Origin of the sequence: Amycolatopsis sp. cmx-4-54, from assembly GCF_046548895.1 — a bacterium.
Lineage (GTDB): Bacteria > Actinomycetota > Actinomycetes > Mycobacteriales > Pseudonocardiaceae > Amycolatopsis.
Genome location: NZ_JAEBEJ010000011.1, coordinates 1 through 13934 on the forward strand (window position 1 = coordinate 1; position 13934 = coordinate 13934).

The 13934-nt window shown below is 68.5% G+C and carries 18 protein-coding genes; 7 read left to right on the forward strand and 11 right to left on the reverse strand.

What is annotated here, in order from left to right:
* Positions 1 to 121: 121 nt before the first annotated feature.
* The 3 genes from ACLJQ7_RS31010 to rsgA all read right to left on the reverse strand — a co-directional run bounded on the left by ACLJQ7_RS31010 (position 122) and on the right by rsgA (position 2975).
* Positions 122 to 1000, reverse strand: a complete 879-nt coding sequence (locus tag ACLJQ7_RS31010; protein WP_410651702.1) for a hypothetical protein — start codon at positions 998 to 1000, stop codon at positions 122 to 124.
* Complete coding sequence (locus tag ACLJQ7_RS31015) at positions 1001 to 1903, reverse strand: hypothetical protein (RefSeq protein ID WP_410651703.1); 903 nt, start codon at positions 1901 to 1903, stop codon at positions 1001 to 1003.
* Between the two features lie 61 nt (positions 1904 to 1964).
* Positions 1965 to 2975, reverse strand: coding sequence for a ribosome small subunit-dependent GTPase A (gene rsgA / locus ACLJQ7_RS31020; protein WP_410652010.1), 1011 nt, complete (start codon positions 2973 to 2975; stop codon positions 1965 to 1967).
* Positions 2976 to 3076: 101 nt separating this feature from the next.
* On the opposite strand from rsgA, the gene ACLJQ7_RS31025 reads away from it, so the two are divergent.
* Together ACLJQ7_RS31025 and ACLJQ7_RS31030 are read left to right on the forward strand one after the other, a co-directional pair.
* Entirely contained in the window at positions 3077 to 3835 is a 759-nt protein-coding gene (locus tag ACLJQ7_RS31025; RefSeq protein ID WP_410652011.1) for an SOS response-associated peptidase, read from the forward strand.
* Positions 3832 to 4440: an alpha/beta family hydrolase gene (locus ACLJQ7_RS31030; RefSeq protein WP_410651704.1), complete on the forward strand. Its 609-nt coding sequence runs from the start codon at positions 3832 to 3834 to the stop codon at positions 4438 to 4440. Before ACLJQ7_RS31025 ends, ACLJQ7_RS31030 begins: the two co-directional genes overlap by 4 nt.
* Here the strand turns inward: ACLJQ7_RS31030 and ACLJQ7_RS31035 are convergent.
* Both ACLJQ7_RS31035 and ybaK read right to left on the reverse strand, forming a co-directional pair.
* On the reverse strand, positions 4390 to 4953 hold the full coding sequence (locus ACLJQ7_RS31035) for a hypothetical protein (protein WP_410651705.1): 564 nt from the start codon (positions 4951 to 4953) through the stop codon (positions 4390 to 4392). The two genes, ACLJQ7_RS31030 and ACLJQ7_RS31035, sit on opposite strands and share 51 nt — an antisense overlap.
* A 283-nt stretch (positions 4954 to 5236) precedes the next feature.
* On the reverse strand, positions 5237 to 5713 hold the full coding sequence (ybaK, locus tag ACLJQ7_RS31040) for a Cys-tRNA(Pro) deacylase (protein WP_410651706.1): 477 nt from the start codon (positions 5711 to 5713) through the stop codon (positions 5237 to 5239).
* Positions 5714 to 5903: 190 nt separating this feature from the next.
* Between ybaK and ACLJQ7_RS31045 the strand changes: the two genes are divergently transcribed.
* Positions 5904 to 6542: a sigma-70 family RNA polymerase sigma factor gene (locus tag ACLJQ7_RS31045; RefSeq protein WP_410652012.1), complete on the forward strand. Its 639-nt coding sequence runs from the start codon at positions 5904 to 5906 to the stop codon at positions 6540 to 6542.
* On the forward strand, positions 6539 to 6862 hold the full coding sequence (gene rsrA, locus ACLJQ7_RS31050) for a mycothiol system anti-sigma-R factor (RefSeq protein ID WP_410651707.1): 324 nt from the start codon (positions 6539 to 6541) through the stop codon (positions 6860 to 6862). Before ACLJQ7_RS31045 ends, rsrA begins: the two co-directional genes overlap by 4 nt.
* 69 nt (positions 6863 to 6931) lie before the next feature.
* On the opposite strand, the gene ACLJQ7_RS31055 is transcribed toward rsrA, so the two are convergent.
* Positions 6932 to 7006 (reverse strand): 50S ribosomal protein bL37, encoded by a 75-nt coding sequence (locus ACLJQ7_RS31055; RefSeq protein ID WP_369299112.1) that lies wholly within the window; start codon positions 7004 to 7006, stop codon positions 6932 to 6934.
* A gap of 106 nt (positions 7007 to 7112) precedes the next feature.
* Here ACLJQ7_RS31055 and ACLJQ7_RS31060 point away from each other — a divergent pair, with 106 nt between their 5' ends.
* Positions 7113 to 8636, forward strand: coding sequence for a sensor histidine kinase (locus ACLJQ7_RS31060; RefSeq protein WP_410651708.1), 1524 nt, complete (start codon positions 7113 to 7115; stop codon positions 8634 to 8636).
* 294 nt (positions 8637 to 8930) lie between these two features.
* Here ACLJQ7_RS31060 and ACLJQ7_RS31065 read toward each other — a convergent pair whose 3' ends face one another.
* Together ACLJQ7_RS31065 and ACLJQ7_RS31070 are read right to left on the reverse strand one after the other, a co-directional pair.
* Positions 8931 to 9185 carry a WhiB family transcriptional regulator gene (locus ACLJQ7_RS31065; protein ID WP_007028999.1) on the reverse strand — a complete coding sequence of 85 codons (255 nt, stop codon included), beginning with the start codon at positions 9183 to 9185 and terminating at the stop codon, positions 8931 to 8933.
* 273 nt (positions 9186 to 9458) lie between these two features.
* A complete protein-coding gene (locus ACLJQ7_RS31070) occupies positions 9459 to 10385 on the reverse strand; it encodes a diacylglycerol/lipid kinase family protein (RefSeq protein WP_410651709.1) in 927 nt (308 codons plus the stop codon).
* 407 nt (positions 10386 to 10792) lie between these two features.
* Between ACLJQ7_RS31070 and ACLJQ7_RS31075 the strand changes: the two genes are divergently transcribed.
* On the forward strand, positions 10793 to 11296 hold the full coding sequence (locus ACLJQ7_RS31075; protein WP_410651710.1) for a hypothetical protein: 504 nt from the start codon (positions 10793 to 10795) through the stop codon (positions 11294 to 11296).
* 199 nt (positions 11297 to 11495) lie between these two features.
* Here ACLJQ7_RS31075 and ACLJQ7_RS31080 read toward each other — a convergent pair whose 3' ends face one another.
* Together ACLJQ7_RS31080 and ACLJQ7_RS31085 are read right to left on the reverse strand one after the other, a co-directional pair.
* Positions 11496 to 11978 carry a GNAT family N-acetyltransferase gene (locus ACLJQ7_RS31080; protein WP_410651711.1) on the reverse strand — a complete coding sequence of 161 codons (483 nt, stop codon included), beginning with the start codon at positions 11976 to 11978 and terminating at the stop codon, positions 11496 to 11498.
* Between the two features lies 1 nt (position 11979).
* Positions 11980 to 12573, reverse strand: a complete 594-nt coding sequence (locus ACLJQ7_RS31085) for an acid phosphatase (RefSeq protein WP_410651712.1) — start codon at positions 12571 to 12573, stop codon at positions 11980 to 11982.
* 62 nt (positions 12574 to 12635) lie between these two features.
* Here ACLJQ7_RS31085 and ACLJQ7_RS31090 point away from each other — a divergent pair, with 62 nt between their 5' ends.
* A complete protein-coding gene (locus tag ACLJQ7_RS31090) occupies positions 12636 to 13106 on the forward strand; it encodes a hotdog fold domain-containing protein (RefSeq protein WP_410651713.1) in 471 nt (156 codons plus the stop codon).
* Between the two features lie 83 nt (positions 13107 to 13189).
* Here ACLJQ7_RS31090 and ACLJQ7_RS31095 read toward each other — a convergent pair whose 3' ends face one another.
* Positions 13190 to 13867, reverse strand: coding sequence for a hypothetical protein (locus ACLJQ7_RS31095; protein WP_410651714.1), 678 nt, complete (start codon positions 13865 to 13867; stop codon positions 13190 to 13192).
* Positions 13868 to 13934 lie beyond the last annotated feature (67 nt).

Genomic DNA, 13934 nt, shown 5'->3' on the forward strand with positions numbered 1-13934 from the left:
AGCGGTCCCTGGCGGCACGGGCGGACGCGGCCGAGTACGACCCGGTACGAGGCCGGCCCGCCCGCACCGCCAGGAACCACCTGGATCACGAAGCCCATCGAACAGACTTACAGGACACGGCCTAGCCGCCCATCAGCTCGATGTAATCGGCGACCTCACCGTCGGGCGGCGGGGAGACATCGACGGCCGCTCCCCAGTCGCTGTAGGTGTAGGTCGATTTGGCGTCGGCCGTCTCGGGTGCCCCCATCCCCTTCATGAGCGAGGTCATGTCCATGGTCATCTTCACCGGAAGCTGCTCGGCGTTGATCCACAGCTCGGCCGGAACCCGCAGGTCCTTGCCTTCGAGCCGCTTCTCGACGTCTGCCCGCTCGTCCGCGGGCAGGTCGTCGCCGAGGAACAGGTCGAACTGCTTCCGCATGTCGAATTCCACGAAGTAGTGGTTCACCGGCACGCCGTTCAGCTGGGTCTGCTCCGACTTGATGATCCTGCCGGTCTTCTCGACCATCTCCAGTTGCTTCGCCGGGTCGCCCATCTCGAAGGACCGCTGCATGGCTTTTCCGAAGGCCTTCCTTCGGGGTTCCTCGCTGTCCAACGGGACCTTTCCCCAGGTCTTGGCCGTCTTGAACTCGGCCCGCTGGTCGCCGGACAGCTTGATGAACAGGACCCGGTCCACCAGACGCATCCCGACCGTTTCGCCGTCGGCGGTCAGGTTCGCCTCGAGCTTCGTGGCGGGACCGTCGTAAAACGCCTTCACCGTGCCCGTGACCGCCTTGGCCCCCAGCCTGCCGTCGATGATCGTCGTGGAGGACTTCGCCTTCTGGGTCCCCTGCTTCGCGGCCTCGACGAGGCCGAGCGCGTCGGTGAACGGGCTGGCCAGCGCGAGTTCGCCGCCGCCCTTGTGCTCGGCGGTCTCGGCGGCCGGGCCCGGGCGGGTGCCGCAACCCGTGACCACGAGGGTCAGGGCCGCGGCCACCGCGGTCAGCTGGAAAACGCGCCTCATCTACTGACCGCCGGCCTTCTTCATGATCTCCGTCAGGTCGCCGACCTGGTCGGCGGGCGGGGCGGTGATGTCGACCGGGCTGCCCCAGTCCGTGTACTTGACCGTGGTCTTGGCGACGCCGTCACCGGGAGCGCCCATGGCCTTCACGAACGCGGTCTGGTCCGAGACGACCTGCAGCGGCAGCTGGTCGGCGTTGAGCCACAGCTCGGTGGGGATGGTGACGTTCTTGCCCTTGAGCTTCGCGTCGATCTTCTGCTGGACATCCGCCGGGAACGGGACGCCCGCCTCGCCCGCGATGAGGGCGATGACCTTCTCGGCCTCGATCTCGACGACGTAGTGGTTGGTGAGCTGACCGTTCAGCTCGACCTGGTCCGACTTCGTGATCTTGCCCGCCTTCGAGACCTGCTCGAGGGTGCGCGACGGGTCACTGTCCTTGACGGCCTTCGACATCATCTTGCCGAGCAGCTGCGAGATGGGGTCCTGGCCGTCGGCGGAGATCTTCACGTACGCCTTGTCGGTCTTCAGCTCGGCTTTGTCGTCCGCGCCGAGCTTGAAGAAGAACGCGTTGTCGACGAAAAGGACTTCCACCTTCTTGCTGACGTCGTCCATGACCATGGAGAACTCGGTGTTGTCACCGTCGTACACGCCCTGCCCGGTCACCGTGTTCTTCTCGGTGCCGGCGACGCTCTCCATCGTCATCTTGAACGACTTGGCCTTCTTGGTGCTCTCGCGGGTCAGGGCCGCGAGCTGGATCGGGTCGCCGAGCGGCGCCGAAAGCAGGCTCTTCTGCTCGGAAGGAGCAGGAGCGGGGGCAGCCGCGCCGGGCTGCTTCTCGCCACCGCAGGCGGACAGCGCCAGGACGGCGGCCGTCGTGATGGCGGCGAGCATGGTTACGCGCTTCAAGAGGACCCCTCAGAAAAAGTTGATCTAATCCGAACGGGTTATCGCGCGAAGCCGGAATTAGTTACCGTTCGTCGTCGTGCCCAGCTCGGGAGCCCAAAAGACGCCGCAACGACGTCAACCGCTCCGGACTGGCGTGACCCTCGGTGACCACGTCGTCGAGTGCGCAGTCCGGGTCCGAAGGCGGCCCGAGGTGCCCGCAGCCGGAGGGGCACTCTTCGGCCGCCTCGGCGAATTCCTCGAACGCCAGGACGATGTCGTCGGCGGTCACATGCGCGAGCCCGAACGACCGGATGCCCGGCGTGTCGACCACCCAGCCGCCGCCGGGCAGGGAGAGCGCGACGGCCGCGACGGACGTGTGCCTGCCCTTGCCGACCGCGCTGACCACGCCGGTCGCCAGTCCGGCGTCCGGCACCAGCCGGTTGACCAAAGTGGACTTTCCGACGCCCGAATGCCCGACCAGCGCGGTGACCCGGTCCTTGAGCCGCCCGGTCAGCTCCTCCGGATGCTCGTCGTGCCGGGTGACCACGGCCGGGATGTCGAGGCCCGCGTAGCCGGCGAGGAGTTCGTCCGGGCTCGCGAGGTCGGCCTTCGTCAGGCACAGGACCGGTTCGAGTCCGCCCGCGTAACAGGCGACGAGACAGCGGTCGATGAATCCGGTGCGCGGCGGGGGATCGGCCAGCGCGGTGACGATCAGCAACTGCTCGGCGTTGGCGACGACCACCCGTTCGAAGGGGTCGGTGTCGTCCGCGGTCCGGCGCAGCACGCTGGAGCGTTCGTCCACCCGGATGATCCTGGCGAGGGTGTCCGGCTTGCCGCTCACGTCGCCGACGATGCCGACGGTGTCACCGACGACGACCGAGACCCGGCCCATCTCACGGGCCCGCATCGCGGTGACGACCCGGTCCGGATCGGAATCGATCGCGCAGGTCCAGCGCCCGCGGTCCTTGCCGATGACCATCGCGGTGGAGGCGTCCGCGTGCTCGGGACGGCGTTTGCTGCGCGGCCTGGTGCCCTTGCCAGGACGGATCCGGACGTCGGATTCGTCCAGCCTGCGCCAGTCCTTGCCCGCCAAACCGCCTCCTGCTCTTCGCATCCCGCCGAACTATGATCCCATGCTGCTCGCCAACGCATCGGTAGCGTGTAACGATGGCTGTCGATCAGGGAGGTTTTCGCATGTGCGGGCGTTATGCCGCGACCAAGGACCCGGCGGCGCTGATCGACGAGTTCGCCGCGGTGGACCTGACCGACGGCCGGGTCCGGACCGATCACAACGTGGCGCCGACCAAGGTCGTCCCCACCATCGTGCAGCGGCATCCGCGGGACGCCGACGGCGCGGTGCTCGAAGACGAGCCCGCCGTGCGGTCGCTGCGGATGATGCGCTGGGGGCTGGTCCCATTCTGGGCGAAGGACCCCGCCGTCGGCTCGAAGATGATCAACACGCGTGCCGAGACCGCGAAGGAGAAGCCGTCGTTCAAGAAGGCGGTCTCCGCGCGGCGTTGCCTCGTCCCCGCCGACGGCTGGTACGAGTGGCGGCGTGACGGCAAGGAGAAGCAGCCCTTCTTCATGACCGGACCGGGTGACGAGTCGCTCGCGTTCGCCGGGATCTGGGAGACTTGGCGGCCGAAGGACGACAAGGAAGCCGACCCGCTGATCACCTTCTCCGTGATCACCACCGACTCGGTCGGCAGGCTCACCGACATCCACCACCGCATGCCGCTGCTGATGCCACGCGAAAAGTGGGACACCTGGCTCGACCCGGACCTCGCCGACGTCACCGAACTGCTCGTCCCGCCCCCGGCGGACCTGGTCGACACGATCGAGCTGCGGCCGGTGTCCAGCCTGGTCAACAACGTCCGCAACAACGGCCCGGACCTGGTGGACCGCGTCGAACCCGCCGCCGAAAGCCCGCTTTTCGAGCTGCCGAACTCATGACGAAGCTGGAGATCGACACCGCCTACGGACCCGCGCGGGCCGAGTTGCACTGTGCCGAAGAAGGCGTCGCGGTGCTGATGCTCGGACACGGCGCGGGCGGGGGGATCGGCGCGAAGGACCTGGTCGCGGTCACCCGCGCGGCGCAGGCGGCCGGTGTCCACGTCGCGCTCGTCGAGCAGCCGTACCGGGTGGCCGGCCGCCGGGCGCCCGCTCCCGCCACCCAGCTCGACACCGCCTGGCTCACCGTGGCCGACGAGATCTCCGCGCGTTTCGACGATCTTCCGCTCGTGTTCGGCGGCCGGTCGTCCGGTGCCCGCGTCGCCTGCCGGACCGCCGCGACGGGGCAGGCGGTGGCGGTGCTCTGCCTGGCCTTCCCCGAGCATCCGCCGGGGAAGCCGGAGAAAACCCGGCAGGGTGAACTGGACGCCGTCGAGGTCCCGACCCTGGTGGTGCAGGGTGACCGGGACCCGTTCGGCCTGCCCAAGGCGGGGCCGCATCACGAGATCGTGGTGCTCAGGGGCGACCACAACCTCAGCGCCGACCTCGAAGGCGTGTCACGCGCGGCCGCCGAGTGGCTGGAGCGTGTGCTGCGGCCGCTCGCCTGAGAGCCGCCGCCGGGCGTAGTGCACGGTGACGGCCGCCAGCAACGGACCCCAGAGCAGGAGCGGCGCGTAACAGGCCGCCATGACGACGCCGTAGACCGGCGAGTCCTCCCAGCTGCCCGCCGCCATCGAAGAACCGGCCTCCGCCCAGCCGAACAGCCCCTGGACGCTCAGCGCGGTCAGGGCGATCGCCCCCGCCGCGGCCGGGAGGATCGCCGCGAGCGGCGGGATCCGGTGGCCTCGCAGCCCCGGTATCCAGCGCGGCCACACCTCACCCCACGGCCGGACCAGCCCGAGGGTGAGGAACGCGAGCGCCTCGGCGAGCAGGCTCAGCCCGAAGACGTAAGCCTGACCCCAGCCGGGGATGCCGAATTCGTCCAGCCCCTGCGCGGTGAACCCGACGGGGATGCCGAGGCCCATCGCGATCCGCCACAGCCCGGATGGCAACGTCACCAGCAGTGTCGCGTGGGCGGCGAGGTTCGCCCATCTCGGTACGCCGGGCAAGGTCTCGGTCATTCGTCACTCCCAGGAGTCGTCGTTCGCTTGCCGATGACGATTCCCGAGCACGGTCGCGTGATCTTCCCGCTGCGGACCGACCCACCTCCCTCGCGAGGGTGAACGACCACCGCATTCAGTCGACCAAATGCGGAACGGGCTCGACGGCGTCAGGCACTACTGCGGCGAAGCCGGGTCGCCGTGCCGTGAAGGCCTCCTTGAGGGACCCAGAGTCCCTCAAGGAGTCCTTCACGGACTTGATCCAGCGCCCTCACCCGCCGGGGTGAACTCAAACGCGGGGAGGTCAGCCGGCGATCGGCGCGACCACGGCACCGGTGAGCCGCGCCAGTTCGCCGGGCGCGAGTTCGACCTCCAGCCCGCGCCGTCCGGCCGAGCAGTGCACGGTCTCGAACTTCTCCGCCGACGCGTCGATCACCACCGGCAGCCGGCTCCGGTGCCCGAGCGGCGAGATCCCGCCGAGCACGTATCCCGTCGCGCGCTGTGCGGCGGCGGGGTCGGCCATCTTCGCCTTCTTCCCGCCCACGGCGGCCGCCAGCGCCTTCAGATCCAGCTGACCGGTGACCGGGACCACGCCGACGGTCAGTTTCCCGTCGACCTCGGCGACCAGTGTCTTGAACACGCGCGCGGGGTCGAGCCCCAGCGCTTCGACGGCTTCGAGGCCGTACGACTCGGCCCGCGGGTCGTGGTCGTAGGCGTGCAGAACATGCGCCACCTTCTGCTTCACCAGCAGCGCCGTCGCCGGGGTTCCCTTGCCTGCCATGGGCGGAGTCTACGAGCGCGCCGGGAATGCCGGGCCGGGCCGCACTGTTGGAAGGCACGTGTCCACCACACTCGAAGCTCCCCGAATCCTGATCCCGCGCACGCCGGGCGGCCAGGTGATCCGCCCCCGCGTAAACTCGACGACGTCTCATGCGCACAAGCGCATCGACGCCGATCGGGAAGGGAACGGTTTGCCGAGCACGCAGAATCCCGCGCCGGACACGGGCACGGACGCCGAAGAGGCGGCCGCGCGGGCCGAGCGCTTCGAGCGGGACGCGATGCCCCTGCTCGACCAGCTGTACTCGGCCGCCATGCGGATGACCCGGAATCCCGCCGACGCCGAGGACCTCGTCCAGGAGACGTACCTGAAGGCGTACGCGGCCTTCGCGTCCTTCAAGGCGGGCACCAACCTCAAGGCGTGGATGTACCGCATCCTCACGAACACCTACATCAACGGCTATCGCAAGCGTCAGCGCCAGCCGGTGCAGCAGCCCACCGAGGAGATCACCGACTGGCAGATCGCCAAGGCGGAGAGTCACACCTCCAGCGGGCTGCGCTCGGCCGAGGTCGAGGCGATGGACAACCTGCCCGACGCCGACGTCAAGGAAGCGCTGCAGAAGCTGCCCGAGGAGTTCCGCCTCGCGGTCTACCTCGCCGATGTCGAAGGTTTCGCGTACAAGGAGATCGCCGAGATCATGGACACGCCCATCGGCACCGTGATGTCCCGGCTGCACCGCGGCCGCGCCCAGCTCCGTGACCTGCTCGCCGACGTCGCCCGCGAGCGGGGCTTCATCCGCTCGGGCAAGGAGCAGGAGGTGGCGGGGCGATGACCGAGGACTACTGCGCCGGCGCGGACGACAAGGTCAGGTGCGGAGAAGCCCTCGCCGACATCTACCTGCTGCTGGACAAGGAGTGCAGCGCCGAGCGCGACGCCGCCCTGCGCAAGCACATCGAGGACTGCCCGCCGTGCCTCGAGGAATACGGCATCGACGAGCACATCAAGCAGCTCCTCGCCCGCAAATGCGGCGGTGACCACGCGCCGGACGACCTCAAGTCCCGGCTGCGGGCCTCGATCCGCCAGACCGTGCAGACCAAGGGCTCGCTGACCATCGAGCGCACCGAGGTCAAGATCGAGCAGACCTTCGAATAGGGCGACTCAGGACACACGAAGGCCCCCGTACCGGATCGGTGCGGGGGCCTTCGCCGTCTGATCGAATGATCAGGAGTTGGGCTTCTTGCCGTGGTTCGCGCCGTTCTTCTTACGGTCGCGACGCTTGCGGGCGCGCTTCGACATGTTTCACTCCTCGTCCGAGTGGCCCTCGCGGGGTGATACGACACCGCTGGGCCAGGGTCAACCTCTCCAGTGTGTCATGCGGCCCTCACCCTGCTTGGATGGGGACGTGTCCACCCTTTCCGATCTGCTCGCGGAGAACACCGGCCTGTCCGGTGAAGCCGCGGACCATCTCCAGACCGTGGTCGCCGAATGGCAGCTGCTGGCCGACCTGTCCTTCGCCGACTTCCTGCTCTGGGTCGCCGTTTCGGAGGAGCTGCAGCCGGACGGGGGCGACTACGTCTGCGTCGCCCACGCGCGCCCGACGACGGCGCCGACGGCCCATCCGGAGGACGTCGTCGGCTCCCGGTTCACCGTCGACGAGCATCCGCAGCTGGCCAAGGCGAGCCGCGAGGTGCGGATCTGCCGCGAAGAGGATCCGCACTGGTACCGCGACCTGCCGATGCGACGCGAGGCCATCCCGGTGGTGTTCGCCGGCACGGTGATCGCCGTCCTCAGCCGCGAGACCAACCTGGCGGCCTCGCGGGTGCCCAGCCCGCTCGAGATCGCGTATCTCGGCAGCGCGGGCGACCTGTGCCAGATGATCGTCGACGGCACTTTCCCCAGCCCGGGGAACCAGACGGACACGCATACGAGCCCACGGGTCGGCGACGGCCTGATCCGCCTCGACCCGACCGGCACGGTGGTCTTCGCCAGCCCGAACGGGTTGTCGGCCTACCACCGGATGGGGCACGAGTCCGATCTCGTCGGTCAGCGTCTCGCGCCGCTGACCCGGTCGCTCATCCGTGACCCGTTCGACGCGACCGAGGTGTCGCATCGGATCATCGAGGCGCTCGACGGCAAGCCCAGCAGCCGGACGGAGGCGGATTCCCGGCGTGGCGCCGTCGTGCTGTTCCGTGCGCTGCCGCTGCGTCCCGCCGGGCAGGCCGCGGGCGCGCTGGTGCTGGTGCGCGACGTCACCGAGGTGAAGCGCCGTGACCGCGCTCTCCTGTCGAAGGACGCGACCATCCGCGAGATCCACCACCGGGTGAAGAACAACCTGCAGACCGTCGCCGCGCTGCTGCGGCTCCAGTCGCGCCGGACCTCCAGCGAGGAGGCGCGGCTCGCGCTCGGCGAGTCCGTGCGCCGGGTCTCGTCGATCGCGATGGTGCACGAGGCGCTGTCCATCTCGGTGGACGAGCGGGTCGATCTCGACAAGCTGCTCGACAACGTCCTCCCGATGGTCGGTGAGGTCGCGACGGCGGAATCGCAGGTCGGGCTTTCGCGCACCGGCTCGTTCGGCGTCGTCGTCGCCGAGATCGCGACGCCGTTGGTGATGGTGCTGGCCGAACTCGTCCAGAACGCCATCGAGCACGCGTTCCCCGATGGACGGCCTGGCAAGGTCGAGCTCGAGGTGGAGCGCTCCGCCCGCTGGCTCGACGTCGTCATCCGCGACAACGGGCGCGGGCTTCCCGCGGGTTTCTCACTGGAACGCAGCGACGGCCTCGGGCTCCAGATCGTGCGGACACTGGTGGAGTCGGAACTGCGCGGATCGCTGTCGATCCGGGGGCTGCGCGCGGATTCCGACGAGACCGGCGGGCGACGGCTGGGAACCGAAGCGGCGCTGAGGATCCCGTTGTCGCGGCGTCTCTAGTGGACTGTCGCGTTTGATCGTCCACAAGGGACAGTCTCATCCGGACACGTTTTAGGGCCGGCGCCCGAAGAGAAGTGGCGCCGGCCCTGTAACGGTTCCGCGGGAGGACTTGGAAAAAGTCCACTGAAGCCATACCCCCGTGAGGGCGTGTCGGCCTCGCTTGTTAAGCTCAAGTCGGGTACGTGTCACCTCACGACGCACGGCCATACAGCCATTACGCCGCGGGAGTTTCCCGAAGCTTGGGGTCTTGCTCAGTTGTGAGTGATTCGATGAAGCGTGCTGAGTCCGAAAGACTCAGGCGGAGGTACGCGTGCCGATGTGCGTACGACGGCGCTTCAGGGCCCGTCGCTCGTCCTCGCTCATCCCGCCCCAAACGCCTGCGTCCTGCCCGCTGGCCAATGCCCAGGCCAAGCAGTCGGAAGCGACGGTGCAGCGGTGGCACACGGCCTTCGCCTGCGCTACCTGCGACAGAGCAGGACCGCTGGTTCCCACGGGGAAGAACAGCTCGGGGTCCTCGTCTCGGCAGGCCGCGTCGTGGCGCCAGTCCATGTTTCTGAGCTCCTTCATAACGGCGCGGTACTCCGCGCCATAGTCGTCATGGCGGTCGTTTTTTTGGGTGCTTGTGAATGCTTTCACGAAGCACCCGTTTCGACAAGGGTTTTCTGAAGATCGGTGAGTCAGCTCACCCGGCCGAGCGACGCTTCTGACCTGCGGTTTCGTTCCGAAACAGCCTCCCGAAGGGAAGGCCGATGCGGTGAGCGGAGGTTCTGCGTCGATGAGCGGCAGTTCGTACTTTGCCGCAGGCGATCAGCGGCCCGGTCGTCAGACGATTACCGTCAGTGCTCCCGGGACGCTGAAGAACTCCACCCTCTTCCGCTGGCCGACGAGGTCGCCGTCCACCTGGAAGTTTACCGGTTCAGCAGCGTCTATGCGGATCATCGGCAGGTCATCGTGACGAAGGAGACGTCGCCCGCGTTGATCGCTCTTAGTGAGCAATGCCTGCCGTACATGCTTGAACACGGTGGGCAATCCCAGACCGCTCAACGCGAAAAGGCCCAGTCCGGTGTCGAACGAGCTGCCCGGGTTCAGATGGACGGGACGGTTGCCCAGGTAACTCCACGGATCGGTGTTCGACACGAAAGCGGTCAGCACTTCGGTGGGCTCTTCGCCCGGGATCCGGACCGTGAGCGGCGGACGGCCGAGCGGAGGCCGCAGATGCGACGCCACCGCGGCCCTCAGATAGAGCCCGGCGGTGGTCTGCTTGCCCCGGCGTTTTGCGACGCGGCCGACGACGTCGGCATCCCAGCCCAAGCCGGCGTTGAAGGTGAACCAGTGGCCGTCGGCGATCCCGAGGCCGACTTCGCGGCTCCGGTCGTTCTCGATGGCGTTGAGGAGCTGATGGGTCGCTTCCACGGGATCGTGCGCGATACCCAGCGCCCGGGCGAAGACGTTCGCCGAGCCGCCCGGCACGACACCGAGCATGGGAGCGGCCCCGACCTTCGCGGGATCGCCGTCGGCGTCCGCGAGCAGACCGTTGACCACTTCGTTGACCGTGCCGTCGCCGCCGTGGGCGACCACCAGGTCGATCCCGTCGCGGGCGGCGGATCGCGCCACAGCCATCGCGTGGCCGCGGTAGTCGGTCTCCACCACGTCGAGTTTGACCTGGCTGGCCAGTGCGTGCGCCAGCACGTCACGGCCACCGGCGGTGGTCGAGGTGGCCTGGGGGTTCACGACGAGGATGGCACGCACATACCGCAGCGTAAGCCTCTTCGGCCCGAAGAGGGGAGCGTCAGGTGACGCGAAGCTCAACGGCCTGTGCGTCATCGAGGCAGCGTTGCTGGACGCGCGCTTTCGAATTTCCGAAGCGGGCCGCGGCGTCGACCGTCCACTCACTTGGCCGTGTCAGTGGCCCGTCTTCGCAGATCCGAGGCCTGCGGCCGCGGAGAAACGCGCGCGTGACCTTGTGACCCCTGTGGCGGGCGTCCCTCCTCACCGTCGGCTGGTGACAGCGCGTCGTGACAAGTGCACCCGGGCCGACCGCCCGCTCATCGACGACACCGCCAATTCTTCTCATACGGCGGCGAGGGGAAACCGGCCGACCGGGTGGCATACGATCGAAAGTGCTCACGTACGGTGACCCGCCCTGGTGGAGCACCGTGTCCGGAAGCCTGGAAGGCTGTTTCGTCGTGTCCATCGCAGACAAGCTCTCGCCCGCGCCCCGTGAAGTCCGCCTCGCCGGGGCCGTCACCGCGCTGCCGGGGCTCGCCCTGATCGTGTTCGCGATCCTGCTCCTGGTCAACGGCCAGGCCGGACCGGAGAACCTGCTGGCCGAGGTCGCCTATTACCTCGTCCTCGCCGCCGGAACGCTGGCCTGCGCGGCCGGCCTGATGATGGGGAAGACCTGGGCGAGGTCGCCCGGCGTGGTCGTCGCGCTGATCCTGGTCGGCGTCGGCTGGTACGGCGCGGGCCCGTCCGGGCAACCGGTGTGGGGAGTGCCGCTCGCGCTGATCGGCGTCGCCGTCATCGTGCTGCTGTTCCGCCGCCCCTCGCGCGCGTGGGCGCTGGGGATGGAGGAAGGCGAGAGCGAGGAAGAAGCCGCCGAGCGTGACGGCGCCGCCGGCCGCGCGGCGCGTCGTGAGCGCGAGGAACGCGACTCCTAAGCCGTGTCCTGCAAGTCTTGTTCGCGGTCTCCGCGCCCAAGTGGTCCCTGACGGCACGGGCGGACGCGGCCGAGTACGACCCGGTACGAGGCCGGCCCGCCCGCACCGCCAGGAACCACCTGGATCACGAAGCCCATCGAACAGACTTACAGGACACGGCCTAGACCTCGCGACGGGGCGAGTTACGCCTGTGCTTTCGCTAGGCCTGCGCGGCGAGTGCCTTGAGCGGTTCGTCGGTGAGCCGGTCGACGGTCCATTCGTCCATCGGCACGGCGCCGAGGGACTTGTAGAACCCCTGCGCCGGGTTCCAGTCGAGCACCGACCACTCGAGGCGGGCGTAGCCACGCTCGACGCAGACCGCCGCGAGAGTGGCCAGGAGCGCCTTGCCGAGGCCGGAGCCGCGCTGCTCGGGGCGGACGTAGAGGTCCTCCAGGTAGATGCCGTGCACGCCGCGCCAGGTCGAGAAGTTGAGGAACCAGAGCGCGTAGCCGACGATCTCGCCGTCGACCTCGGCGACGTGCCCGAACAGGCCGGGTGCGTCCCCGAACAGTGCGACGCGCAACTGCTCGGGAGTGAGGTGGCACTCGTCCGGGGCGCGTTCGAACTCGGCGAGGTCGTAGACGAGCTGGACGACGGCGTCCACGTCTTCTTCGCGGATCCGCCGGATGCGGTCGTCGCCCATTTCAGTCCTCTGTGGTGGGGAGCAGGTTGAGGTGTTCGATCTGCGGCTCGCCGCGTTCGTCGCCGAGCACCGCGACGCCGGCCGGGTCGAGTCCGAAGTGGACGCCCGCGGTCGATGGGAGACCGATCCAGCGCGCGACCAGGACGCGGCTGAAATGCCCGTGGCCGACGAGGATCACGTCACCCTCGCCGAGCGGTTCGCGGACTCGTTCGATCAGTTTGTCCGCACGGGCGTTGACGTCCTCCGCGCTTTCGCCGCCGGGGATCGGATGCGACCAGACCGTCCAGCCGGGAACAGTCTCGCGGATCACCGGGGTGGAGACGCCCTCGTAGTCGCCGTAGTCCCATTCGGCCAGTTCTTCGGTGACCTCGTCGACGCGCAGCCCGGCCAGTTCGGCCGTCCGCAGCGCGCGGGTGCGAGGGCTGGAGAGGACGAGCGCCGGGTTGCCGCCGAGGACCGCGCGCAAGGTGCCGCCCGCGGCGCGGGCCTGCCCTTCGCCCGCGGTCGTGAGCGGGATGTCGGTGCGTCCGGTGTGCCGTCCGTTGACGGACCACTCGGTCTGGCCGTGCCGGAGGAGGAAGAGCCGATGTGCCACGTTGCGAATATAGCCTGCGGTCCGGTTATGCTACTGGTGAGTAACATGATGAGGAGACCGTGATGGCGCAGAATCCGACCTACGCGATGTGGAACCGGCTGGCTGGCAAGCCGGTCGGCAAACAGCTGTTCTCGGCGGCGATGTGCCTGCGTGTGCCGTATTTCCGCACGGTGCTCCCGTCGGTGCGCGAACTGCGTCCCGGCCGGTGTGAGGTGACGTCCCCGAAGTGGTGGGGTGTGCACAACCACATCAAGACCTTTCACGCGATCGCGGCGTGCAACCTCGCCGAGATCGCGATGGGCATGCTCGCCGAGGCGACCGTCCCGGCGACGCACCGCTGGCTGCCCAAGGGCATGACGGTCGAGTACGTGGCGAAGGCCGGGACGAGCCTGCGCGCGGTCGCCGAACTGCCGGAGCTGCCGGAATTCGGCGACGAGGGTTTCGAGCTTCCCGTGCCGGTGACGATCACGGACACGAACGGGAAACCGGTCGTGACCGCGACCATCACCATCTGGGTGACCAAGAAGAAGTAGGCGTCTCGGCGCGGCGCATTTCGTCCTCTGGACGCGGTCCTTGCACGCGCAACTACCGCGTCCAGAGGACGAAACGCGGGTGGTCAAAGGGGTTTGAACTGCACGTAGGTCGCCATCTTGAAGGTGTTCCGGCCGCCCGCGGACGGCAGGTCCAGCAATTCGTCGGCTACTTGCGCCAGCGGGCCGCAGCCGGTCGTGCGCGGCAGGGCGAGCTGCGTGTCGACGACGCCGAACTTCACCGTCGTCGGGTTCTGCGAGATCACCTCGAAGGGCACCGCGGGATCGTCCTTGACGATCGAGTGCATCGGCTCGGTGCGTGTGCCGATCGTGCATTCCTTGGGCAGTAAGGGATGCCGCAGGACGGCGTAGAGATCCAGTTCGCCGCGCCGCTCGTCGTCCGACAGGAAGTCCGAGTAGCCGCCGTACTTCAGCTGCAGGCTCGCGCCGAAAGTGCCGCGGATCCGAGCGGGTGTGTGCCGCAGTTCGCCGAACGCCTGCGCGTACTTGCCGTCCACTTTGCCTTCGGAGAACGTCAGCCGCATCTCCCCGAGCGGGATCTCCCGGTCGCCGATGGTCAAGAGTCCTTGGGCGACAAAGGCTTCACATCGCCAGGTGCCGGGGTCGGCGTCGGCGGGCGGGGCGGGGCAGGCGGAGAAGTCGAAGTCGGGCAGCGGCGACGGTGCCGCGGAAGCGTGGGCGGGGAAAGCGAAGAGGGCGACTGCGGACAGTGCGGCCGCGGTCGCGCCGAGAAGACGTCTCATGACCCGAAAGGGTGGTCTGTCCGGGTTTGGCTCACATCGGGGAAGCCACCCAAGGGACCCCTGGGAT